We start from the raw sequence: 22,973 nt of genomic DNA on the forward strand, positions 1-22,973 counted from the left end.
ATTACTCCTTCGCCTCGTTGCGGCCCAAGTGGAATGCCGTGATGGCTGCGGCGAGCAGCAGCATCGAGGCGAGTTCGACCACCAGCAGGTACGGACCGAACAGGCTGATGCCCACGGCCTTGGCGCCTACGGTGGTTTGACCGAGAGCTGCGCCGCTGCTGTGGCTGAACAGCACATAGAGCAGTTCGACCAGCAGCAGGGCGCAGAGGATCACCGGACCGATCCAGATCCCCGGCTTGAGCCAGTCGCGCTCTTGCAGCACCGAGGCGGGACCGAGGTTCAGCATCATCACCACGAACACAAACAGCACCATGATGGCACCGGCGTAGGCGATCACTTCCAGGGCACCGGCAAAGGGTGCACCCAGGCTGAAGAAGGTCATCGCCACGGCAATCAGCGAGATAATCAGGTAGAGCAGGGCATGCACAGGGTTGGTGTTGGTGATCACGCGCAGCGTGGACAGCACAGCGACACCCGATGCGAAATAGAAAGCGAATTCCATCGTTCTTCCTTAAGGCAGCAAGCTCTTCACGTTGATCGGCTCGGCTTCGTTCTGGGCAGCGCCTTTCGGCTTCCCGGCAACGGCCATCCCTGCAACACGATAGAAGTTGTAATCAGGATTCTTGCCGGGGCCGGAGATCAGCAGATCTTCTTTCTCGTACACCAGGTCCTGACGTTTGAACTCGGCCATTTCGAAATCCGGTGTCAGCTGGATCGCGGTGGTCGGGCAGGCTTCCTCGCAGAGGCCGCAGAAAATGCAGCGCGAGAAGTTGATGCGGAAGAACTCCGGGTACCAACGACCGTCGTCGGTTTCGGCTTTCTGCAGCGAGATGCAACCCACCGGGCACGCCACGGCGCACAGGTTGCAGGCCACGCAGCGTTCTTCGCCGTCGGGGTCGCGGGTCAGTACGATGCGACCGCGATAACGCGGCGGCAGGTACACCGCTTCTTCCGGGTATTGCAGGGTGTCGCGTTTGCGGAAGCCATGGCCGAAAACCATCACCAGGCTTCGCAACTGGGTACCGGTACCCTTAACGATGTCGCCAATATATTTGAACATGGGTCAAATCCTCACTGAACCGCGCCCGCAGGCGTGTTCAACAACACAATCGCAGCGGTCACCAGCAAATTGATCAGGGTCAGCGGCAGGCAGAATTTCCAGCTGAAGTCCATCACCTGGTCATAACGTGGACGCGGAATCGAAGCGCGCAGCAGGATGAACAGCATGATGAAGAACGCGGTCTTCAGGGCGAACCAGATGAATGACAGTTGCGGCAGGATGTCGAACGGACCGTGCCAGCCACCGAAGAACAGGGTGACCAGCAACGCCGATATCAGGATGATGCCGATGTACTCGCCGACGAAGAACATGCCCCATTTCATGCCGGCATATTCAATGTGGTAACCGTCGGCCAGTTCCTGTTCCGCTTCCGGCTGGTCGAAGGGGTGACGGTGAGTCACGGCCACGCCGGCGATGAAGAAGGTCAGGAAGCCGAAGATCTGCGGGATCACGAACCACAGGTGTTGAGCCTGGTATTCGACGATGTCGCGCATGTTGAACGAGCCGACCTGGACCACGATGCCCATCAGCGACAGGCCCATGAACACTTCATAGGACACGGTCTGCGCCGAGGCGCGCAAGCTGCCCAGCAGGGCGTACTTGTTGGCGCTCGACCAACCGGCGAACAGCACCGCATACACCGACAGGCCGGCCATGGCGAAGAAGAACAGCAGGCCGATGTTCAGGTCCGCGACACCCCAGGTCGGGGTGATCGGGATGACGGCGAAGGCGATCAGCAGGGCGCTCATGGCCACCACCGGTGCCAGGGTGAAGATCACCTTGTCGGCAAACGGTGGTGTCCAGTCTTCCTTGAAGAACATCTTCAGCATGTCGGCGGCGATCTGGAACATGCCGAACGGGCCGACGCGGTTCGGACCGTAACGGTCCTGCCACCAGCCCAGCAGGCGACGTTCGACAAAGCTCAGCAAGGCGCCGCAGACCACCACGGCCAGCAGCACCACGATGGCCTTGACGACCGAGAGGATCACGTCGATCACTTCAGGGGTGAACCAGGTCATTGAGCTGCCTCCTGCAGACCGTCAACGGATTTGCCAAAGATCGCCGGAGGAATGCCCGCCAGGCCGGCCGGCAAGGCCACCAGGCCGGCACCCAGCTCTTCGTTGATCCGCAGCGGCAGACGCAGGGTGGTGCCTGCGACGTTCAAGCTGAGCAGGGCACCGTCGTTGACGCCCAGGCGATCGGCTTCGGACTTGGCCAGCGACACGTAGGCGGCCGGGATGCGCTCTTGTACCGGAGCGGCTTTCGAGGAGGTTTCCTCGCTGCCGAACAGGTGGAAGAACGGCACCACTTGCCAGGTACCCTGGGCCGGGTTGAAGGCACGCGGAACATTGGCGAACCAGTTCAGCGAGTCGCCCCGGGTTTCGATCAGGCGGGTGCCCGGGTCGCCAGCACGGATATGACCACCGACTTCGTCCTGGAACTTGTTCCAGGCCTGCGGCGAGTTCCAGCCCGGCGACCAGGCGAACGGCACCTGTTGGCGCGGTTCGACGGAGCCCGAGTAACCTTCCATTGAGAAGGCGAACGCGGTGTCGACGTCCTGGGAGGTACGCGGTTCGTGCACGCTGATATTGGCGCGCATGGCGGTCCGGCCGGAGTAACGCAGCGGTTCACGGGCCAGTTTCATGCCCTTGATGCGGAACGCGGCGGACGGTGCGGCGTCGACGATACGAGCCAGTTGCGGGGTGCTCGAAGCGCAGGCAGCGGTGACGTGGTCCAGTTGGGTCCAGTCGATCGGCTGGTTCAGCAGGGTCGCGCGCAGGGCATGCAGCCAGCGCCAGCCTTCGTGAACCAGGATGCTCGCATCGAGGTACTTCGGATCGAAGACCTGGAAGAAGCGCTGGGCACGGCCTTCCTGGCTGACCAGGGTACCGTCGCCTTCAGCGAAGCTGGCCGCTGGCAGGACCAGGTGGGCGCGGTCGCTGGTGGCGGTCTTCTGGTGGTCGGCAACGATGACGACTTTCGCAGCGTTCAGTGCGGCGTCGACCTTGGCCTTGTCGGTGCGGGTGTACAGATCGTTTTCCAGCACGACGATGGCGTCGGCCTTGCCGTCGATCACCGCTTGCAGGGCAGCGTCCAGGGACTCGCCACCGAACATGGCGAGGCCCAGGCTGTTGGCTTCCGGCACGATCAGGCTGATGGAGCCGTTCTTCTCGCGCAGTTTCAAGGCCTTGGCGATGTTGGCCGCGGCTTCGATCAGTGCCTTGGAACCCAGGGAGGTACCGGCGATGATCAGTGGGCGCTTGGCCGCCAGCAGGGCGTCGGCAATGCGTTGGGCCAGTGCCAGGGCTTCAGCGTCCAGGCCTTCTACGGCCGGGGCGCTGGCGTCGAGGGCGTGGGCCACGGCGAAACCGATGCGGGCCAGGTCGTCGGGCGCGGCGTGCACGCACTCTTCGGCGATGTCGTCGAGCTTGGTTTCAGCGATGCTTGCGATAAACAGCGGGTTCAGCGCGTGCTGACCGATGTTCTTCACCGCGGCATCGAGCCAAGGCTGGACGCGCATGGCTTCGGCCATGTCTTCGGCCTTGCCCTTGACCGACTGGCGCAGGGCCAGGGCCATGCGCGCGGCGGTCTGGGTCAGGTCTTCACCGAGGACGAACACGGCGTCGTGGTCTTCGATGTCGCGCATGTTCGGAACCGGCAGCGGGCTGTCGTTCAGGACTTGCAGGACCAGGCGGATGCGTTCCAGTTCGGCGGCTTCGATACCCGAGTAGAAGTGCTCGGCACCGACCAGCTCGCGCAGGGCGAAGTTGCTTTCGAGGCTGGCGCGGGGCGAACCGATACCGACGATATTGCGACCGCGCAGCAGCTCGGCGGCTTTATCCAGCGCTTCGTCCAGGCTCAGCTTGGCGCCGTTGGCCAGCAGTGGCTGACGAGGGCGGTCCTCGCGGTTGACGTAGCCATAACCGAAACGGCCACGGTCGCAGAGGAAGTACTGGTTGACCGAACCGTTGAAGCGGTTTTCGATACGACGCAGTTCACCGTAGCGCTCGCCCGGGCTGATGTTGCAACCGCTGGAGCAGCCATGGCAGATGCTCGGCGAGAACTGCATGTCCCACTTGCGGTTGTAGCGCTCGGAGTGGGTCTTGTCGGTGAACACACCGGTCGGGCAGACCTCGGTGAGGTTGCCGGAGAATTCGCTTTCCAGGGTGCCGTCTTCGACGCGACCGAAGTACACGTTGTCGTGGGCACCGAACACACCAAGGTCAGTACCGCCGGCGTAGTCCTTGTAGAAGCGCACACAGCGGTAGCAGGCGATGCAGCGGTTCATCTCGTGGGAAATGAACGGGCCCAGTTGCTGGTTCTGGTGGGTACGCTTGGTGAAGCGATAACGGCGCTCGTTGTGGCCGGTCATCACGGTCATGTCTTGCAGGTGGCAGTGACCGCCTTCCTCGCAGACCGGGCAGTCGTGCGGGTGGTTGGTCATCAGCCATTCGACGACGCTGGCGCGGAAGACTTTGGCTTCCTCGTCGTCGATGGAGATCCAGCTGCCGTCGGAAGCCGGGGTCATGCAGGACATGACGATACGACCACGCTTGTCGTTCTCGTCGTTGAACTGCTTGACCGCGCACTGGCGACAGGCACCGACGCTACCGAGCGCGGGGTGCCAGCAGAAATAAGGGATGTCGAGGCCTAGCGACAGACACGCCTGTAACAGGTTGTCTGCCCCATCGACTTCGAGCGCTTTGCCGTCTACGTGGATAGTGGCCATGGTTCAAAGTTCTTCGTTGGCCCGCGTCTGCGGGCGTGGCTAATGGAATCCTGGTCCTCGCCTGGCGCATCACAAGTGCGTCTTCAGGCGAGCAAGAGGGCGGCACGGACCGCCCTCCCTTTCGATACGTTATGCGCCGACTACGATCGGCCGCGCCAAAGGCGGGACGGCTGCACTTTTGTGTGCGATGCCAGCCTCGAACTCTGGACGGAAATACTTGATGGCGCTGCCCAATGGCTCGATGGCACCCGGTGCGTGAGCACAGAAGGTCTTGCCCGGGCCGAGGAAACCGACCAGACCCAGCAGGGTCTCGATGTCGCCGGCCTGGCCTTCACCGTTCTCCAGCGCGCGCAGCAGCTTGACGCTCCACGGCAGGCCGTCACGGCAAGGGGTGCAGAAACCGCACGACTCACGGGAGAAGAACTCTTCCATGTTGCGCAGCAGCGAAACCATGTTGACGCTGTCGTCCACCGCCATGGCCAGGCCGGTGCCCATGCGGGTGCCGACCTTGCCGATGCCGCCGGCGTACATTTGCGCGTCCAGGTGTTCGGGCAGGAGGAAACCGGTACCGGCGCCACCAGGCTGCCAGCACTTGAGCTTGAAGCCATCACGCATGCCGCCGGCGTAGTCTTCGAACAGCTCGCGGGCGGTGATGCCGAACGGCAGTTCCCACAGGCCAGGGTTCTTCACTTTGCCGGAGAAGCCCATCAGCTTGGTGCCGTGGTCTTCGCTGCCTTCGCGGGCGAGGGATTTGTACCAGTCGATGCCGTTGCCGATGATCGCCGGCACGTTGCACAGGGTCTCGACGTTGTTCACGCAGGTCGGCTTGCCCCAGACGCCAACGGCGGCAGGGAAGGGCGGCTTGGAGCGCGGGTTGGCGCGACGGCCTTCGAGGGAGTTGATCAGTGCGGTTTCTTCACCGCAGATATAACGCCCGGCGCCGGTGTGGACGAACAGCTCGAAGTCGAAGCCGCTGCCCAGGATGTTCTTGCCCAGCAGGCCGGCGGCCTTGGCTTCTTCCACCGCACGGTTGAGGTGCTTGGCGGCGGTGGTGTATTCACCGCGCAGGAAGATGTAGCCACGGTAGGTTTTCAGCGCGCGGGCGCTGATCAGCATGCCTTCGATCAGCAGATGGGGCAGTTGCTCCATCAGCATGCGGTCTTTCCAGGTATTCGGTTCCATTTCATCCGCGTTGCACAGCAGGTAGCGGATGTTCATGGATTCGTCTTTGGGCATCAGGCCCCACTTCACCCCGGTGGGGAAGCCTGCACCACCGCGACCCTTGAGGCCGGCGTCCTTCACGGTCTGGACGATATCGTCCGTGGCCATGTCGGCGAAGGCCTTGCGGGCGGCGGCATAGCCGTCCTTGGCCTGGTATTCGTCGAGCCACACGGGCTCGGCGTCATCACGCAGGCGCCAGGTCAGCGGGTGGGTTTCTGCCGAGCGCGCAATGCGGTTGGCAGGGCCGAAGGAAGTCAGGGTCATACGTAGCCCTCCAGCAGTTTGGCAACGCCAGCTGGCTGGACGTCGCCGAAGGTGTCGTCATCGATCATCAGCGCCGGGGCCTTGTCGCAGTTGCCGAGGCAGCAGACGGGCAGCAGGGTGAAGCGACCGTCGGCGGTGGTTTCACCCAGGCCGATGCCAAGTTTGCCCTGGATTTCGCTGACCACCGACTCGTGGCCGCCGATGTAGCAGACCATGCTGTCGCAGACGCGAATGATGTGGCGACCGACCGGCTGGCGGAAGATCTGGCTGTAGAAGGTCGCGACGCCTTCGACGTCACTGGCCGGAATGCCGAGGATCTCGCCGATGGCGTAGAGCGCGCCGTCAGGCACCCAGCCACGCTCCTTCTGGACGATCTTCAGGGCTTCGATGGACGCCGCGCGCGGGTCCTCGTAGTGATGCAACTCGTGCTCGATGGCCGAGCGCTCGGTTTCGCTCAGGGCGAAACGGTCTGTCTGGATAAGCGTGCTGTTCATGCTTAGCGGTCCACGTCGGCCATAACGAAGTCGATACTACCCAGGTACGCGATCAAGTCCGCGACCATGCTGCCTTTGATCACCGAAGGGATCTGTTGCAGATGGGGGAAGCTTGGGGTGCGGATCCGGGTACGGTAGCTCATGGTGCCGCCGTCGCTCGTCAGGTAATAACTGTTGATGCCCTTGGTCGCTTCGATCATCTGGAAGGATTCGTTGGCCGGCATGACCGGGCCCCACGAAACTTGCAGGAAGTGCGTGATCAGGGTCTCGATGTGCTGCAACGTGCGCTCTTTCGGCGGCGGCGTGGTCAGCGGGTGATCCGCCTTGTACGGGCCTTCCGGCATGTTGCGCATGCACTGGTCGATGATCTTGATGCTCTGGCGCATTTCTTCGACGCGAACCATGCAGCGATCGTAGGCGTCGCCGTTGGCCGCCAGCGGGACTTCGAATTCGAAGTTCTCGTAGCCGGAGTACGGACGGGCTTTACGCAGGTCGAAATCACAACCGGTGGAACGCAGGCCGGCACCGGTGACGCCCCATTCCAGGGCTTCCTTGGTGTTGTAGGCGGCGACACCGACGGTACGACCCTTGAGGATGCTGTTCTGCAGGGCGGCCTTGGTGTACTCGTCGAGGCGTTTTGGCAGCCAGTCGACGAATTCCTTGACCAACCGGTCCCAGCCGCGGGGCAGGTCGTGGGCGACGCCGCCGATGCGGTACCAGGCCGGGTGCAGGCGGAAACCGGTGATGGCTTCGATCACCTTGTAGGCGCGCTGGCGGTCGGTGAAGGTGAAGAACACCGGGGTCATGGCGCCGACGTCCTGGATATAGGTACCCAGGAACAGCAGGTGGCTGGTGATCCGGAAGAACTCGGCCATCATGATGCGGATGGTGTCGACCCGGTCCGGCACCTTGATGCCGGCCAGCTTCTCGACCGAGAGCACGTACGGCAGGTTGTTCATCACCCCACCGAGGTAGTCGATGCGGTCGGTGTAGGGGATGAAGCTGTGCCAGGACTGGCGCTCGGCCATTTTCTCGGCACCACGGTGGTGGTAGCCGATGTCCGGGACGCAATCGACGACTTCTTCGCCGTCCAGTTGCAGGATGATACGGAAGGCACCGTGGGCCGAAGGGTGGTTCGGGCCCAGGTTGAGGAACATGTAGTCCTCGTTGGTGCCGGAACGCTTCATGCCCCAGTCTTCAGGACGGAAGCGCGCGGCTTCCTCTTCCAGCTGTTGCTTGGCCAGGGTCAGGCTGAACGGATCGAACTCGGTGGCCCGGGCCGGGAAGTCCTTGCGCAGCGGGTGACCTTCCCAGGTCGGCGGCATCATGATGCGCGACAGGTGCGGGTGGCCGGGGAAGTCGATGCCGAACATGTCCCAGACTTCACGCTCGTACCAGTTGGCGTTAGGCCAGATACCGGTCACGGTCGGGATGCTCAGGTCGCTTTCGGAGAGGGCGACCTTGATCATCACGTCGCTGTTACGTTCCAGCGACATCAGGTGATAGAACACGGTGAAATCGGCGCCGCTCGGCAGGCCCTGGCGCTTGGTGCGCAGACGCTCGTCCACGCCGTGCAGGTCATAGAGCATGACGTACGGCTTGGGCAGGTTGCGCAGGAAGGTCAGGACTTCAACGAGCTTGGCCCGGGTCACCCACAGCACCGGCATGCCGGTGCGGGTGGCCTGGGCGGTAAAGGCCTCGGGGCCGAAACGGTTGTTCAGTTCGACGACCACATCCTGGTCGTCAGCCTTGTAAGGCGGGATGTACAGAGCACTGCCTGTAGTCATGGTTTCTTATCGCTTTGGGTCAACGTAAAGAATGAAGCCAGCTTCTCGTTTCTTTTTACAGAGCGGATCTGGATCAGACTTCGTCAGGGCTGCGCAGGTTGGTGACCTGGATACGCTGTTCGCGGCGCTGTTCCTTTTGCGACGGCATCTCGGCGCGATACACGCCTTGATCGCCGACGACCCAGGAAAGTGGGCGACGCTCCTGGCCAATCGACTCCTGCAACAGCATCAAGCCTTGCAGGAAAGCCTCGGGGCGGGGCGGGCAGCCAGGCACGTAGACGTCCACGGGCAGGAACTTGTCCACCCCTTGAACCACGGAGTAGATGTCGTACATGCCACCGGAGTTGGCGCACGAACCCATGGAGATGACCCACTTCGGTTCGAGCATTTGCTCGTAGAGACGCTGGATGATCGGCGCCATCTTGATGAAGCAGGTGCCGGCAATAACCATGAAGTCCGCCTGACGCGGCGATGCCCGGATAACTTCGGCGCCGAAGCGGGCGATGTCGTGGGGCGCCGTGAAGGCGGTGGTCATTTCCACATAGCAGCACGACAAGCCGAAGTTGTACGGCCACAGGGAGTTTTTACGCCCCCAGTTGACCGCGCCGTTCAGCACGTCTTCCAGCTTGCCCATGTAGATGTTCTTGTGGACTTGATCTTCTAACGGATCGGAAACGGTTTCCCGTTGGCCGATCGGGTACTGCTCGTTAGGCGCGTCCGGGTCGATTCGTGTGAGATTGTATTGCATTGCCAAAGCCTCATTGTTTCAGCTTCGCCTGCCGCTTCTGACGAGCTTGCGGAGCCCAATCAAGCGCCCCCACTCGGTAAAGGTAGACAAGACCTGCCAACAGAATTGCTATGAAAACGAGCGCTTCGACGAATCCGGTCCAGCCGCTTTCGCGGACGGACACAGACCATGCAAAGAGAAAGAGGGCTTCGATATCGAAGATCACGAACAGCATCGCGACCAGATAGAATTTGGCGGAGAGCCGCAAGCGGGCGCTACCGGTGGGTAGCATGCCGGACTCGAACGGTTCGTTTTTGCTGCGTCCCCAGGCTTTTGACCCGAGGAGGCTGGAAAGACCGAGCATGAAGGCGCAGAGGCCGACGACGCCGAGCAGGAAAATGGCAAAGCCCCAGTTGTGGGCCATGAGTCCGGTCGCTTCGGTCATGCGGGTAATCCTTAACAGAGCGCAAGGGTCTCTGAGCGTGATAAAGAAGTAAAAGCAGTGACGATATGTCGCAGTGCAATCTATCCCGGTGATTTTATGGCTAAACACCGGGCAAGTAAATTTTCTATAGCGAAATTATTGGCTGGAATAAGGACATGTAGAGGTCTCGATGGCTTGCAGGCCGTGTGCTGTGGGCATTAGGGGCCTTTTTGTTAATTATGTTTTATCCACATTGTAATGAACGAAGTGAATATTGAATGATAATTGATATCATCTAGATCGCTCCAATGCTTGTTGTTGGCCGCGGAGGGAAGTGTAGTGGCTTTAAACGCAGGTGCGACGAAAGTTGTGTCGCGCGTCGTTTTAGCGCTTTTTGTCGCAATCAATACCGCTCTGGATCAATGTTTTGCACTGTCATGGCTGAACGCATTCCTTGTAGGAGCCGGCTTGCTGGCGATGGCGGCCTTGAGATCAGTGCGGGACCAAGGGCCTCATCGCCAGCAGGCCGGCTCCTGCAGGGGGCGGCTGCCGGGCCTGAAGCGGCAGGCAAAAAAACGCCCCGAACCAGTCGGGGCGTCAGGTGTTCAGGCATTCCAGTTAGTTCTGGTTCGCTCTGGAATGGCCGCTTGCTCGCCGCTTGATCAGTGGAACTGTTCTTCTTCGGTCGAGCCGGTCAGCGCGGTCACCGAGGACGAGCCGCCCTGGATCACGGTGGTCATGTCGTCGAAGTAGCCGGTGCCGACTTCCTGCTGGTGCGCGACGAAGGTGTAGCCTTTCGAGGCGTCAGCGAATTCCTGCTCCTGCAGCTTCACGTAGGCGGTCATGTCGTTGCGGGCGTAGTCGTGCGCCAGGTTGAACATGCTGTGCCACATGTTGTGGATACCCGCCAGGGTGATGAACTGGTGCTTGTAGCCCATGGCCGACAGTTCGCGCTGGAACTTGGCGATGGTCGCGTCGTCCAGGTTCTTCTTCCAGTTGAAGGAAGGCGAGCAGTTGTAGGACAGCAGCTGGTCCGGGTATTCCTTCTTGATGGCCTCGGCGAAGCGACGGGCTTCGTCCAGGTCCGGCTTGGCGGTTTCACACCAGATCAGGTCGGCGTACGGCGCGTAGGCCAGGCCGCGGGCGATGGCCTGGTCGAGGCCGGCGCGGACTTTGTAGAAGCCTTCCTGGGTACGTTGGCCGGTCACGAACGGCTGGTCGTACGGATCGCAGTCCGAGGTCAGCAGGTCGGCGGCGTTGGCGTCGGTACGGGCCAGGATGATGGTCGGCGTACCGGCCACGTCGGCGGCCAGGCGGGCAGCGGTCAGCTTCTGCACGGCTTCCTGGGTCGGAACCAGTACCTTGCCGCCCATGTGGCCGCATTTCTTCACGGAAGCCAGCTGGTCTTCGAAGTGCACGCCGGCGGCGCCCGCTTCGATCATGCTCTTCATCAGCTCGTAGGCGTTCAGGACGCCACCGAAACCGGCTTCGGCGTCGGCCACGATCGGTGCGAAGTAGTCGATGTAACCTTCATCGCCCGGGTTCTTGCCGGCTTTCCACTGGATCTGGTCGGCGCGACGGAACGAGTTGTTGATGCGCTTGACCACGGTCGGCACGGAGTCCACCGGGTACAGCGACTGGTCGGGGTACATGGATTCGGCGGAGTTGTTGTCCGCGGCCACTTGCCAGCCCGACAGGTAGATCGCCTGGATCCCGGCCTTGACTTGTTGCACGGCCTGGCCGCCGGTCAGGGCGCCCATGCAGTTGACGAAATCTTTATCCGGACGGAAGGACGGCTTGGCGCCCTGGGTCACCAGGTTCCACAGTTTCTCGGCGCCCATGCGGGCCAGGGTGTGCTCAGGTTGAACCGAGCCACGCAGGCGGACCACGTCAGCGGCGGAGTAAGTGCGTGTCACGCCTTTCCAGCGCGGGTTTTCAGCCCAGTCTTTTTCAAGGGCTGCAATTTGCTGTTCGCGTGTCAGTGCCATGGAGATAAACCTCGTCGCATAGGTCTTGGGTGGAGAATTCCTTGCTCCGCCGAATGCTTGGTGCAAACGGCTGCTCGCTGACCAGAAGCTTAGGCGCTCAGGTGCGGTTTGGCGGGGAAGGCGACGATTGAACGATGGGCTCGAGGGGGAAGTGAGCGAGGCGAGGGCGAGTCGTCGGGCGCATGGGGGCATCGTGGGCCTTTATGCGGACTTCGGAGGTCTTGCCGTTCTACCTATTACGCTTCCGTCCCTCGGGACAACTTCGTTCCAGTCGCAACCTCGTCAAACGCGCCTTGTGGGCGGTACAGACACGAATCGGCTCAGGTGGGTAGGTTAGAGCGGCGATCCGAAGGCCCTTGCCAGGGCCCCTGATTAGCGGGAGCGAGGCCATCATGCCTTCGGTTTTTTGGCTCGTCAAACATTTTGTAGTGCTTTTTTTGAGGCACTACATCTTTAGTCTAATACGACTCATCAGTCAGTTTTTGGTGCTTTAGTCCAGGCTGTCGACTTTCACCCGCAAAGTCATGTCGTTACGCCCGGACGTCGAGTAGCTGCGGGTTAGCGCCTGGCGGTCGGCCTGGCTCTGGCCATTGACGCCGGCCAGGGTGATCCACTCACCGAGGTGCCCGCTGACAGTTGTGTCGGTGCTTTGCACGTTCACTACATCCTGACGCTCCTGGCTGATCCGGTCACGATTGGTACTGATGGACAGGTGAACGATGTCGCCGGTGACGCTGGCGGTGACGTAGAAACCCTGGGTTACGTTGCGGTATTGGCTCTGGATCTGCGTCAGGGGCTGCTGGTTCGGGTTCTGATTCTGGTTCGAGCCGTTGCCCTGGGTCTGGTTGGTGCTGATGGCGGTGGTCAGCGGTACGCTCTGGCCGACCTGGATCAGCGCCGGGGTGCCTTCGACGGTCTGCACCTGCTGGATGCCGCCGTCACGACTGGCGGTGCCGTAGTTGATGATGCGGGTCTGGCTCTGGCCGTTGACGCTGTAGCCCTGGCTGTTCTGGTCGTTGTTTTCACTGGTGTCGACGCTGATCAGCAGGCGCCTGGCCGGGGTGTCGAGTTGGCCGAGGAAGTCGCGCAGTTCCTTGATCTTGGCCGGTTCCGCGTTGACGATCAGTTGGTTCTGGTAGGCGCTGGCCTTGCCGTCCTTGCCGAGAAAGTCCTGGGCGACCGGCAGCAGGTCGGCGCTGGTGCGGTAGTTCAGGGGAATGATTTCGGTGGCGGCCTGGGCGCTGAGGGTGCAGGTCAGTAGCAGGCCGGTGAGCAGGGTGCGTAGGGACATGTCCGTTATCTCCACATTGGACTGGGCAATGGGTTGAGTTTGACAGTTTCTCGGCCATCGGTGGGTCAAGTTGAATCGCGGACAGCAAAACGCCCCGGCATCGGGGCGTTCTGGGTGATGCTCAAGCTGTGGGTGTCAGGCGGCGCCACGCACCATATCGACGTGGGGAATCCCGGCTTCGAGAAACTCCTCGCTGACAATGCTGAAGCCCAGACGCTCATAGAACCGGGTCGCCTGGACCTGGGCACTGAGCATCTGTTGCTGGAGGCCGCGTTTCTCGGCCTCGCCGATCACCGCCTGCATCAGCGCGTCACCGACTTTCAGTCCGCGCCAGTCCTTGAGGACCGAGACCCGGCCGATATGGCCGTCCGGCAACAGCCGGGCGGTGCCGATCGGGAAGTCCCCCTCGAAGGCCAGGAAATGCGCGGCGCCGCTGTCATCGGCGTCCCACTCCAGCTCCGGCGGAACCGACTGCTCGGCAATGAACACCGACTCACGAATGCGCCGAATCTCGGCGTTATCCTTTTGCCAGTCCGCGACACGTACGTGAATTCTATTCATCGGCAAATCCCAGGCTTCCTTGTTTGACCAGCTGACACAGCAGGCTGCGTCCGTCTTCGTCAGCCAACCATGGCTTCAGATTATCCGCGTGCAGCGCATCGGCCGCACAGATCATTTTCAACAGCTCGCGCAGTTTGCCCGGCAGCAGACGGCTCTGCCCGCTGGCGAACAGCAGCAGGTCGTCGTCGACTTCGGACCAGGCCAGGCGCGCGCTCGGGTTGCGGATCAGGATCGCGCCATCCTGCAGGCCGCTGAGCAGGTCTTCTTCTTCGAGTTCCGGGCCCACCACCAGTTCCGGATAACGCGGCTCGGTCATGAACTGGCCGAACCAGGTCAGCAGCAGGCGCTCGTCGCTCATGTGCTCGGCCAGCAGGCTTTTCAGGCGGTCGAGGGCGTCGTGCTGGATCTGGTGCGGGTCGGCCACCGGTTGTGCATCGGCGTCGGTGTAGCGCTCTTCGTCCGGCAGGAACTGGGCGAGGAAGTCGGTGAAGTGGGTCAGCACTTCAGCGGCGCTCGGGGCACGGAAGCCCACCGAATAGGTCATGCAGTCATCCACGGCCACGCCGCAATGGGCCAGGCGCGGCGGCAGGTAGAGCATGTCGCCGGGTTCCAGGGTCCACTCGGCGGTTTCCTCGAATTCGGCGAGGATGCGCAGGTCGGCGTGTTCCAGCAGCGGGCTGGTGGAATCGCACATCTGGCCGATTTTCCAGTTGCGCTTGCCGTGGCCCTGGAGCAGGAACACGTCGTAGTTGTCGAAGTGCGGACCGACGCTGCCGCCGGGCGCGGCAAAGCTGATCATCACGTCGTCGATGCGCCAGCTCGGCAGGAAGCGGAAGTGCTCCAGCAGCTCGGCGACTTCCGGGACGAACTGGTCAACGGCCTGCACCAGCAGGGTCCACTCGCGCTCCGGCAGTTGGCTGAAGGCGTCTTCGGCGAACGGGCCACGGCGCAGTTCCCAGGGGCGCTCGCCGTGCTCGATGATCAGGCGCGATTCGACTTCTTCTTCCAGGGCCAGGCCGGCCAGTTCATCGGCGTCGATCGGGCTTTCGAAATCCGGAATCGCCTGACGGATCAGCAGGGGTTTCTTCTGCCAGTAGTCGCGCAGGAATTCCCGGGCGGTGATGCCGCCCAGAAGTTGCAGAGGAGTATCAGGATTCATGTGTAACCTATTGAAAAAGCGTGTTTTTCAGACTGGAATAAAAACGCCCGGCTCAGCCGGGCGTTCAGAGCGGGTACGGTGCGATCAGATACGCTGGGCCTGGGCCACGGCGTTGCCGATGTAGTTCGCCGGGGTGAGCTTTTTCAGCTCGGCCTTGGCGTCCGCGGGCATCTCGAGACCGTCGATGAAAGTCTGCAGTGCTTCGGGGCTGATGCCCTTGCCACGGGTCAGTTCTTTCAGTTTTTCGTACGGGTTTTCGATGTTGTAGCGACGCATGACGGTCTGGATCGGCTCGGCCAGGACTTCCCAGCAGGCGTCCAGGTCGGCGGCGATTTTCTGCTCGTTGAGCTCCAGCTTGCTGATGCCCTTGAGGCTGGCTTCATAAGCGATGACGCTATGGGCGAAGCCGACACCGAGGTTGCGCAGCACGGTGGAGTCGGTCAGGTCCCGCTGCCAGCGGGAGATCGGCAGCTTGCTGGCCAGGTGCTGGAACAGTGCGTTGGCGATGCCCAGGTTGCCTTCGGAGTTTTCGAAGTCGATCGGGTTGACCTTGTGCGGCATGGTCGAGGAACCGATTTCGCCGGCAATGGTGCGCTGCTTGAAGTAGCCCAGGGAGATGTAGCCCCAGATGTCGCGGTCGAAGTCGATCAGGATGGTGTTGAAGCGCGCGATCGCGTCGAACAGCTCGGCGATGTAGTCGTGCGGCTCGATCTGGGTGGTGTAGGGGTTGAAGCCCAGGCCCAGCTCGTCTTCGATGAAGGCGCGGGCGTTTTCTTCCCAGTCGATCTGCGGGTAGGCCGACAGGTGCGCGTTGTAGTTGCCCACGGCGCCGTTGATCTTGCCCAGCAGGGGCACGGCGGCGACCTGGGCGATCTGGCGCTCCAGGCGGTAGACGACGTTTGCCAGTTCCTTGCCCAGGGTGGTCGGCGAGGCCGGCTGGCCGTGGGTGCGCGAGAGCATCGGCACGGCGGCGAAGCGCTGGGCCAGTTCGCGGATGGATTCGGCGATCTGGCGCATCAGCGGCAGCAGTACGTCGTCACGGCCTTCGCGCAGCATCAGGGCGTGGGACAGGTTGTTGATGTCCTCGCTGGTGCAGGCGAAGTGGATGAATTCGCTGACGTTGGCCAGTTCAGGCAGCTTGGCGGCCTGTTCCTTGAGCAGGTACTCAATGGCTTTGACGTCGTGGTTGGTGGTGCGCTCGATCTCCTTCACACGCTCGGCGTGTTCCAGGGAGAAGTTCTCGGCAAGGGTGTTCAATACCGCGTTGGCTTCGGCGGAGAACGCCGGAACTTCGCTGATCTGGGCGTGGGCGGCCAGGCGCTGGAGCCAGCGCACTTCCACCAGCACGCGCGCACGGATCAGGCCGTATTCACTGAAAATTGGGCGCAGGGCCTGGGTTTTGCCGGCGTAGCGGCCGTCAACAGGGGAAACCGCAGTGAGCGAAGAAAGCTGCATGGGGTGTTCTCGGACAGTCGGGCAACGAAATGGGGCGCGTATCATACATGAAAATACTCGCCGGTCTGTTGCCAACCGACCGGCGTCTTGCGCTTTTCGCGGATAACAGCGCCTAGGCGCTGCGCATCAGCGGATAGAGTTCCTTGAGCAGCTTGCGCCGGCTGACCACCAGTTGCCAGCGATGGCCACCCAGTTGGCGCCACAGGCGCGCCGAGCGGATACCGGCCAGCAGCAGGGCGCGGATCTTCGAGGCGTTGCTCGGTTGTTGCAGGTTGCGCATGTCGCCGTGCACCTGGATACGCTGGCGCAGGGTGCTCAGGGTGTCCTGGTAGAGGGCGCCGCAAGCGGCCACGACGTTTTCGTGGGACGGGCCGAAATGTTCGACCTGGGACTGGATCTGCGGCAGGCGCTTGCCGATGATCTCGAGCAAATCGTCACGCTTGGCCAACTGGCGCTCCAGCCCGAGCATCGACAGGGCGTAGCGCAGCGGTTCGCGTTGCAGGGCGCTGGGATCACGCTCCAGGGCGCCGATCAGTGCGCGGTAGCCGTCGCGCAGTTGGAGGTCGTCGCCACCGTAGACTTCCAGGGTGTCCTTGGGGTCGCGCACCAGCAGGCTGCCGAGCATGCAGCTCAGGCCGGACTCGCTGGACTGGCCGCTCTTGGCGATCTTGTCCACCAGCACCGCGGCGAGAAACACACCGCCCAGCGCCGTCAGTTGCTCCTGGGTCGGGCTCATGGGCGCGGTTCCTTGAAGGTCCAGGGCTCGGCGACTTCGATCACGCCGCCACCGAGGCAGATCTCGCCGTCATAGAACACCACGGACTGGCCCGGGGTCACCGCGCGCTGCGGTTCGTCGAACACGGCGCGATAGCCGTTTTCGGTCTGTTCCAGGGTGCAGGACTGGTCGCCCTGGCGATAACGAACCTTGGCTGTCAGCTTGCGCGGTACGCTCAGGTCCACCGGATTGACCCAGTAGATCTCGGAGGCGAGCAGGGCGCGGGAAAACAGCCATGGATGCTCGTTGCCCTGGCCGACGATCAGTTCGTTGTGTTCCAGGTCCTTGAGCAGCACGTACCACGGCTCGTCACCGGCGTCCTTCAGGCCGCCGATGCCCAGGCCCTGGCGCTGGCCGATGGTGTGGTACATCAGGCCGTGGTGACGGCCGATGACTTCGCCTTCGGTGGTCTTGATCTCGCCCGGCTGGGCCGGCAGGTACTGCTTGAGGAAGTCGCTGAAGCGCCGTTCGCCGATAAAGCAGATGCCGGTGGAGTCCTTCTTCTTCGCCGTGGCCAGTTCGTGTTTCTCGGCGATGGCGCGCACTGCGGGCTTTTCCAGCTCGCCGACCGGGAACAGGGTCTTGGCGATCTGTTCGCCGCCGACGGCGTGGAGGAAGTAGCTCTGGTCCTTGTTCGGGTCCAGGCCCTTGAGCAGTTCGGTGCGGCCGTCGATGTCGCGGCGGCGCACGTAGTGGCCGGTGGCGATCAGGTCGGCACCGAGCATCAGAGCGTAGTCGAGGAACGCCTTGAACTTGATTTCGCGGTTGCAGAGGATGTCCGGGTTCGGCGTGCGTCCGGCCTTGTATTCGGCCAGGAAGTGTTCGAACACGTTGTCCCAGTATTCGGCGGCAAAGTTGGCGGTGTGCAGCTTGATACCGATCTTGTCGCACACGGCCTGGGCGTCCGCCAGGTCGTCCATGGCGGTGCAGTACTCCGTTCCGTCGTCTTCTTCCCAGTTCTTCATGAACAGGCCTTCCACCTGGTAACCCTGCTCCATCAGCAGTACGGCGGAAACGGAAGAGTCTACGCCGCCGGACATGCCGACGATGACGCGCAGGTTTTCTGGGGCGGTGGCAGCTGGATCACGCATAGGGATTCAATGAGTGTCTTCGAAAAAGGACGCGATTCTAACAGGCCCGGGCCCGCAAGGCTAAAGAGAAGGGCGGATCAGCTCGAGACTGTGCAGGGGGCCGGCCAGATAATCGTCCAGGCAGCGGATGATCAGCTCGCTGCGCCATTGCGGGCGCAGGGCCAGCAATTCGTCGCGGGTCAGCCAGCGTGGGCCGATGATGCCGTGGTCCAACGGGTAGTCGGGGCGGTGCTTGAGCGGTTTGCCGGCAAAACAGACGCGCTGGTAGGTTACGCCGTTGCTCGGGGCGGTGTACAGGTAGAGGCCTACAACGCCGGTCAGTTCGACGTCCCAGCCGGTTTCCTCGAGGGTTTCGCGGATGGCGGCCTCGCTGAGGCTTTCGTTCGGGTCCAGGTGCCCGGCGGGCTGGTTGAGGACCGTTGCTGTTTCGTAGCACTCCTCGGTGAAGAGAAAGCGACCGTTGTCTTCGACGACGGTGGCGACGGTGATGTGGGGTTGCCATTCCATAAGGTGGTTTCTCTGGTTGTGAAAACACAAACCCCGGCACTGGGCCGGGGCTTGTGGTACTGCCGAGAAGCTTACACCAGCGCAGCAATCGCCGCGTTGAGGGTTGCGCTCGGACGCATGGCCTTGCTGATCAGCTCGGCGTCGGCGTGGTAGTAACCGCCGATGTCCACTGGCTTGCCCTGTACGGCGTTGAGCTCGGCAACGATGGTCGCCTCGTTCTCGGCCAGGGTCTTGGCCAACTGGGTGAACTGGCCTTGCAGCGCAGTGTCTTCGCTCTGGGCGGCCAGGGCCTGGGCCCAGTACAGCGCCAGGTAGAAGTGGCTGCCGCGGTTGTCGATGTTGCCGACTTTACGCGATGGCGACTTGTTGTTGTCGAGGAACTGGCCAGTGGCCTGGTCCAGGGTCTTCGACAGCACCAGGGCTTTCGGGTTGTTGTAGGTCACGCCCAGGTGTTCCAGGGACGCGGCCAGGGCCAGGAATTCACCCAGCGAGTCCCAGCGCAGGAAGTTCTCTTCCACCAGTTGCTGCACGTGTTTCGGTGCCGAACCGCCGGCGCCGGTTTCGAACAGGCCACCGCCGTTCATCAGCGGCACGATCGACAGCATCTTGGCGCTGGTGCCCAGTTCCATGATCGGGAACAGGTCGGTCAGGTAGTCGCGCAGCACGTTACCGGTCACCGAGATGGTGTCCTTGCCTTCGCGGGTACGGGCCAGGGTGTACTTCATCGCGTCGACCGGCGACATGATCTGGATGTCCAGGCCAGTGGTGTCGTGGTCCTTGAGGTAGGTCTGGACCTTCTCGATCACTACACCGTCGTGGGCGCGCATTGGGTCCAGCCAGAAAATCGCTGGAGTGCTGCTGGCGCGGGCACGGTTGACGGCCAGTTTGACCCAATCCTGGATCGGCGCGTCCTTGGTCTGGCACATACGGAAGATGTCGCCCGCTTCCACGGACTGTTCCAGCAGGGTGCGACCGGTGTTGTCGGTAACCCGAACCACGCCGTTGCTCTTGATCTGGAAGGTCTTGTCGTGGGAGCCGTACTCTTCGGCTTTCTTCGCCATCAGGCCGACGTTCGGTACGCTGCCCATGGTGGTGGGGTCGAAGGCGCCGTGTTGCTTGCAGTCTTCGATCACCGCCTGGTAGATGGTGGCGTAGCAGCGATCCGGGATCACCGCCTTGGTGTCGTGCAGCTGGCCGTCGGTGCCCCACATTTTGCCGGAGTCACGGATCATGGCTGGCATCGAGGCGTCGACGATGACGTCGCTCGGCACGTGCAGGTTGGTGATGCCTTTGTCGGAGTTGACCATGGCCAGCGACGGACGGGCAGCGTAGACCGCCTGGATGTCGGCTTCGATCTGCGCCTGCTGATCGCTAGGCAGGGCCTTGATGCGGGCGTACAGGTCGCCGATGCCGTTGTTCAGGTTGAAGCCGATCTGCTCCAGCACGTCAGCGTGCTTGGCCAGGGCGTCTTTATAGAACTCGGCAACGATCTGGCCGAACATGATCGGGTCGGAGACCTTCATCATGGTGGCTTTCAGGTGAACCGACAGCAGCACGCCTTGTTTCTTGGCGTCTTCGATTTCAGCGGCGATAAAGCTGCGCAGGGCGTTCTTGCTCAGCACGGCGCAATCGAGGATCTCACCGGCTTGTACGCTGGTTTTCTCTTTCAGGACGCTGGCAGTGCCGTCCTGGGCGATCAGCTCGATCTTGACGCTGCCGGCGGTGTCGATCAGTGCGGCTTTTTCGCTGCCGTAGAAGTCGCCGGTGCTCATGTGAGCCACGTGGGACTTGGAGTCGGCTGCCCAGGCGCCCATCTTGTGCGGATGCTTGCGGGCATAGTTCTTGACCGACAGCGGTGCGCGGCGGTCGGAGTTGCCTTCGCGCAGTACCGGGTTCACGGCACTGCCCTTGATCTTGTCGTAACGGGCGCGAGCATCTTTCTCGGCATCGTTGCTGACGGTTTCCGGGTAGTCCGGAATGTTGAAGCCCTGGGCTTGCAGTTCCTTGATCGCGGCCTGCAGTTGTGGAACCGAGGCGCTGATGTTCGGCAGCTTGATGATGTTGGCTTCAGGGGTGATAGCCAGCTCGCCCAGTTCGGCGAGGTGGTCCGGCACGGCCTTGGCGCCCAGTTGTTCAGGGAAGCTTGCGAGAATGCGTCCGGCCAGCGAGATATCGCGGGTTTCCACGGCGATATCAGCCGAAGCGGTAAAGGCCTCTACGATAGGCAACAGTGAATAGGTGGCGAGGGCAGGGGCTTCGTCGGTGAAGGTGTAGATGATCTTCGAACGGTTGGGCATATTCGGATTAACTCTCTTCTTTGCTAAAGCATGCGCAGAAACTCGAGATGCGCCGGGTAAGCGCGTTCGTTCAAAAGTCATCCATGAGCCGAATGTCGAGGTTTCTTCGCGCGCGGTGATGTTGGGTGCATCAGTCGAGCGTCAAGCGGTCGGATTGCGATAACAACCCGGCTTTTTCAGGCGGAAAGTCTCGTTGTAGAGAGGTCGGCCGGCGTGACTCAATGGTCAGCGGCGCGATTATACATAGGTTGCTGGCAAAACGCCGATGCTTCATAAGCGACTACACTCGTCCATTGGTCTAAAGGTCGCAGGGTGCCCTGCGGCGAGGTGTCGCAAGAAGTGCTCGACTTTGGCGCTTTTACCTTTGATTTCAAGCTTGTAGGCCGCGAAATCGAGGCTTTTCGCGGCAGATGAGTCGGGTGTGAGGTTCCCTCGGGCAAGCACCTGGGGTACGCTCGAGCGCTGCCAGATGTTCAATCCATAGATGGAGTTCAACATGGGATACAAGAAGATTCAGGTTCCGGCCGTCGGCGAAAAAATCACCGTCAATCCAGACCATTCTCTCAATGTTCCTGACAACCCGATCATCCCCTTTATCGAAGGCGATGGTATTGGCGTCGATATCAGCCCGGTGATGATCAAGGTCGTCGATGCGGCGGTACACAAGGCCTACGGTGGCAAGCGCAAGATTTCCTGGATGGAAGTCTTTGCCGGCGAGAAGGCCACCCAGGTCTATGACCAGGACACCTGGCTGCCCCAGGAAACCCTGGACGCGGTCAAGGATTACGTTGTCTCCATCAAGGGCCCGCTGACCACGCCGGTGGGCGGTGGTATCCGTTCGCTGAACGTGGCCCTGCGTCAACAACTCGACCTGTATGTCTGCCTGCGCCCGGTGCGCTGGTTCGAGGGCGTGCCGAGCCCGGTGAAGAAGCCTGGCGATGTCGACATGACGATCTTCCGTGAGAACTCCGAAGACATCTATGCCGGTATCGAATGGAAAGCCGGTTCGCCGGAAGCGACCAAGGTCATCAAGTTCCTGAAGGAAGAAATGGGGGTCACCAAGATCCGTTTCGACCAGGACTGCGGGATCGGCATCAAGCCGGTGTCGAAAGAGGGTACCCAGCGCCTGGCGCGCAAGGCTCTGCAATATGTCGTCGACAACGATCGCAAGTCGCTGACCATCGTGCACAAAGGCAACATCATGAAGTTCACCGAGGGTGCCTTCAAGGAATGGGCCTATGAAGTGGCGGCCGAGGAGTTCGGCGCGACCCTGCTCGACGGCGGTCCGTGGATGCAGTTCAAGAACCCGAAAACCGGCCGCAACGTGGTGGTCAAGGACGCCATCGCCGATGCCATGCTCCAGCAGATCCTGCTGCGTCCGGCCGAGTACGACGTGATCGCGACCCTGAACCTGAATGGCGACTATCTGTCCGACGCCCTGGCCGCCGAAGTGGGCGGTATCGGTATCGCGCCGGGGGCCAACCTGTCCGACACCGTGGCGATGTTCGAAGCGACCCACGGCACTGCGCCCAAGTACGCCGGCAAGGACCAGGTCAACCCCGGTTCGCTGATCCTGTCCGCGGAAATGATGCTGCGGCACATGGGCTGGATCGAAGCGGCCGACCTGATCATCAAGGGCACCAATGGCGCCATTGGCGCGAAAACCGTGACCTATGATTTCGAGCGTCTGATGGACGGTGCGACGCTGGTGTCGTCTTCCGGTTTTGGCGATGCGCTGATCAAGCACATGTAAGCTGACCGACGGTAAACGAAAACGCCCGAGCCAAGTGATTGGCTCGGGCGTTTCGTTATCTGAAAGTGTCTGCTTTCAGGCTCTGGCCGTTTCTGCCGGGGCTTGCGCTCCGGCGTTCTGCGGCTTGGTCGCAGGTGCGGCGGTGGTCACCAGCTGCCTGATGTCGACCGCATGCAGGCCTTTGGGCCCCTGGATGATCTTAAAGCTTACTGCCTGGCCAGCCTTAAGGGTTTTATAGCCATCCATCTGGATGGCCGAGTAATGGGCGAACAGATCTTCATTCTTGCCATCTTCAATGATGAAGCCGTAGCCCTTGGCATTGTTGAACCACTTGACTTTACCACTCAGCATGCTCATATCCCTCTGCAAACGACCCCATCACTGGAGTA

General features: G+C 61.7%; 20 protein-coding genes. 1 reads left to right on the top strand and 19 read right to left on the bottom strand.

The window, feature by feature from the left end; all coding sequences use genetic code 11:
* Window position 1 precedes the first annotated feature (1 nt).
* The 18 genes from nuoJ to CWE01_RS08465 form a co-directional block, all read right to left on the bottom strand.
* Window positions 2–502 (bottom strand): NADH-quinone oxidoreductase subunit J, encoded by a 501-nt coding sequence (gene nuoJ / locus CWE01_RS08380; protein ID WP_100940070.1) that lies wholly within the window; start codon window positions 500–502, stop codon window positions 2–4.
* Window positions 503–511: 9 nt separating this feature from the next.
* Window positions 512–1,060, bottom strand: a complete 549-nt coding sequence (gene nuoI / locus CWE01_RS08385; RefSeq protein WP_032627864.1) for an NADH-quinone oxidoreductase subunit NuoI — start codon at window positions 1,058–1,060, stop codon at window positions 512–514.
* A gap of 11 nt (window positions 1,061–1,071) precedes the next feature.
* On the bottom strand, window positions 1,072–2,079 hold the full coding sequence (gene nuoH, locus CWE01_RS08390) for an NADH-quinone oxidoreductase subunit NuoH (RefSeq protein ID WP_100940071.1): 1,008 nt from the start codon (window positions 2,077–2,079) through the stop codon (window positions 1,072–1,074).
* The gene (gene nuoG / locus CWE01_RS08395) at window positions 2,076–4,790 is read right to left on the bottom strand and encodes an NADH-quinone oxidoreductase subunit NuoG (protein WP_100940072.1); all 2,715 of its coding nucleotides are present in this window, start codon (window positions 4,788–4,790) and stop codon (window positions 2,076–2,078) included. Before nuoG ends, nuoH begins: the two co-directional genes overlap by 4 nt.
* Window positions 4,791–4,919: 129 nt before the next feature.
* On the bottom strand, window positions 4,920–6,275 hold the full coding sequence (gene nuoF, locus CWE01_RS08400; protein WP_100940073.1) for an NADH-quinone oxidoreductase subunit NuoF: 1,356 nt from the start codon (window positions 6,273–6,275) through the stop codon (window positions 4,920–4,922).
* Window positions 6,272–6,769, bottom strand: a complete 498-nt coding sequence (gene nuoE, locus CWE01_RS08405; protein ID WP_100940074.1) for an NADH-quinone oxidoreductase subunit NuoE — start codon at window positions 6,767–6,769, stop codon at window positions 6,272–6,274. Before nuoE ends, nuoF begins: the two co-directional genes overlap by 4 nt.
* A gap of 2 nt (window positions 6,770–6,771) precedes the next feature.
* The gene (gene nuoC, locus CWE01_RS08410) at window positions 6,772–8,556 is read right to left on the bottom strand and encodes an NADH-quinone oxidoreductase subunit C/D (RefSeq protein WP_100940075.1); all 1,785 of its coding nucleotides are present in this window, start codon (window positions 8,554–8,556) and stop codon (window positions 6,772–6,774) included.
* A 73-nt stretch (window positions 8,557–8,629) separates the two neighbouring features.
* Window positions 8,630–9,304: an NADH-quinone oxidoreductase subunit B family protein gene (locus CWE01_RS08415; protein ID WP_100940076.1), complete on the bottom strand. Its 675-nt coding sequence runs from the start codon at window positions 9,302–9,304 to the stop codon at window positions 8,630–8,632.
* 10 nt (window positions 9,305–9,314) lie between these two features.
* The gene (locus tag CWE01_RS08420; RefSeq protein ID WP_010444610.1) at window positions 9,315–9,728 is read right to left on the bottom strand and encodes an NADH-quinone oxidoreductase subunit A; all 414 of its coding nucleotides are present in this window, start codon (window positions 9,726–9,728) and stop codon (window positions 9,315–9,317) included.
* Window positions 9,729–10,369: 641 nt separating this feature from the next.
* Complete coding sequence (gene aceA, locus CWE01_RS08425; RefSeq protein ID WP_100940077.1) at window positions 10,370–11,695, bottom strand: isocitrate lyase; 1,326 nt, start codon at window positions 11,693–11,695, stop codon at window positions 10,370–10,372.
* Window positions 11,696–12,185: 490 nt separating this feature from the next.
* The gene (locus tag CWE01_RS08430) at window positions 12,186–12,986 is read right to left on the bottom strand and encodes a secretin N-terminal domain-containing protein (RefSeq protein WP_100940078.1); all 801 of its coding nucleotides are present in this window, start codon (window positions 12,984–12,986) and stop codon (window positions 12,186–12,188) included.
* Window positions 12,987–13,121: 135 nt separating this feature from the next.
* A complete protein-coding gene (locus tag CWE01_RS08435; RefSeq protein ID WP_100940079.1) occupies window positions 13,122–13,547 on the bottom strand; it encodes a GNAT family N-acetyltransferase in 426 nt (141 codons plus the stop codon).
* Window positions 13,540–14,706 (bottom strand): cupin domain-containing protein, encoded by a 1,167-nt coding sequence (locus CWE01_RS08440; protein WP_100940080.1) that lies wholly within the window; start codon window positions 14,704–14,706, stop codon window positions 13,540–13,542. The genes CWE01_RS08435 and CWE01_RS08440 overlap by 8 nt, the downstream gene beginning before the upstream one ends.
* Before the next feature lie 84 nt (window positions 14,707–14,790).
* Window positions 14,791–16,161 (bottom strand): adenylosuccinate lyase, encoded by a 1,371-nt coding sequence (purB, locus tag CWE01_RS08445; protein ID WP_100940081.1) that lies wholly within the window; start codon window positions 16,159–16,161, stop codon window positions 14,791–14,793.
* A gap of 112 nt (window positions 16,162–16,273) precedes the next feature.
* Complete coding sequence (gene hflD, locus CWE01_RS08450; protein WP_100940082.1) at window positions 16,274–16,897, bottom strand: high frequency lysogenization protein HflD; 624 nt, start codon at window positions 16,895–16,897, stop codon at window positions 16,274–16,276.
* Window positions 16,894–18,027: a tRNA 2-thiouridine(34) synthase MnmA gene (gene mnmA, locus CWE01_RS08455; protein ID WP_100940083.1), complete on the bottom strand. Its 1,134-nt coding sequence runs from the start codon at window positions 18,025–18,027 to the stop codon at window positions 16,894–16,896. The genes hflD and mnmA overlap by 4 nt, the downstream gene beginning before the upstream one ends.
* Window positions 18,028–18,087: 60 nt before the next feature.
* A complete protein-coding gene (locus tag CWE01_RS08460) occupies window positions 18,088–18,534 on the bottom strand; it encodes an NUDIX hydrolase (RefSeq protein WP_100940084.1) in 447 nt (148 codons plus the stop codon).
* Window positions 18,535–18,605: 71 nt separating this feature from the next.
* Window positions 18,606–20,831 (bottom strand): NADP-dependent isocitrate dehydrogenase, encoded by a 2,226-nt coding sequence (locus CWE01_RS08465; protein WP_100940085.1) that lies wholly within the window; start codon window positions 20,829–20,831, stop codon window positions 18,606–18,608.
* A gap of 496 nt (window positions 20,832–21,327) precedes the next feature.
* Here CWE01_RS08465 and icd point away from each other — a divergent pair, with 496 nt between their 5' ends.
* Window positions 21,328–22,584, top strand: a complete 1,257-nt coding sequence (gene icd / locus CWE01_RS08475; RefSeq protein ID WP_100940087.1) for an NADP-dependent isocitrate dehydrogenase — start codon at window positions 21,328–21,330, stop codon at window positions 22,582–22,584.
* Between the two features lie 75 nt (window positions 22,585–22,659).
* On the opposite strand, the gene cspD is transcribed toward icd, so the two are convergent.
* Window positions 22,660–22,935 (bottom strand): cold shock domain-containing protein CspD, encoded by a 276-nt coding sequence (gene cspD / locus CWE01_RS08480; RefSeq protein WP_100940313.1) that lies wholly within the window; start codon window positions 22,933–22,935, stop codon window positions 22,660–22,662.
* Window positions 22,936–22,973: the final 38 nt, after the last annotated feature.

The organism is Pseudomonas sp. QS1027, from assembly GCF_002814235.1.
Lineage (GTDB): Bacteria > Pseudomonadota > Gammaproteobacteria > Pseudomonadales > Pseudomonadaceae > Aquipseudomonas.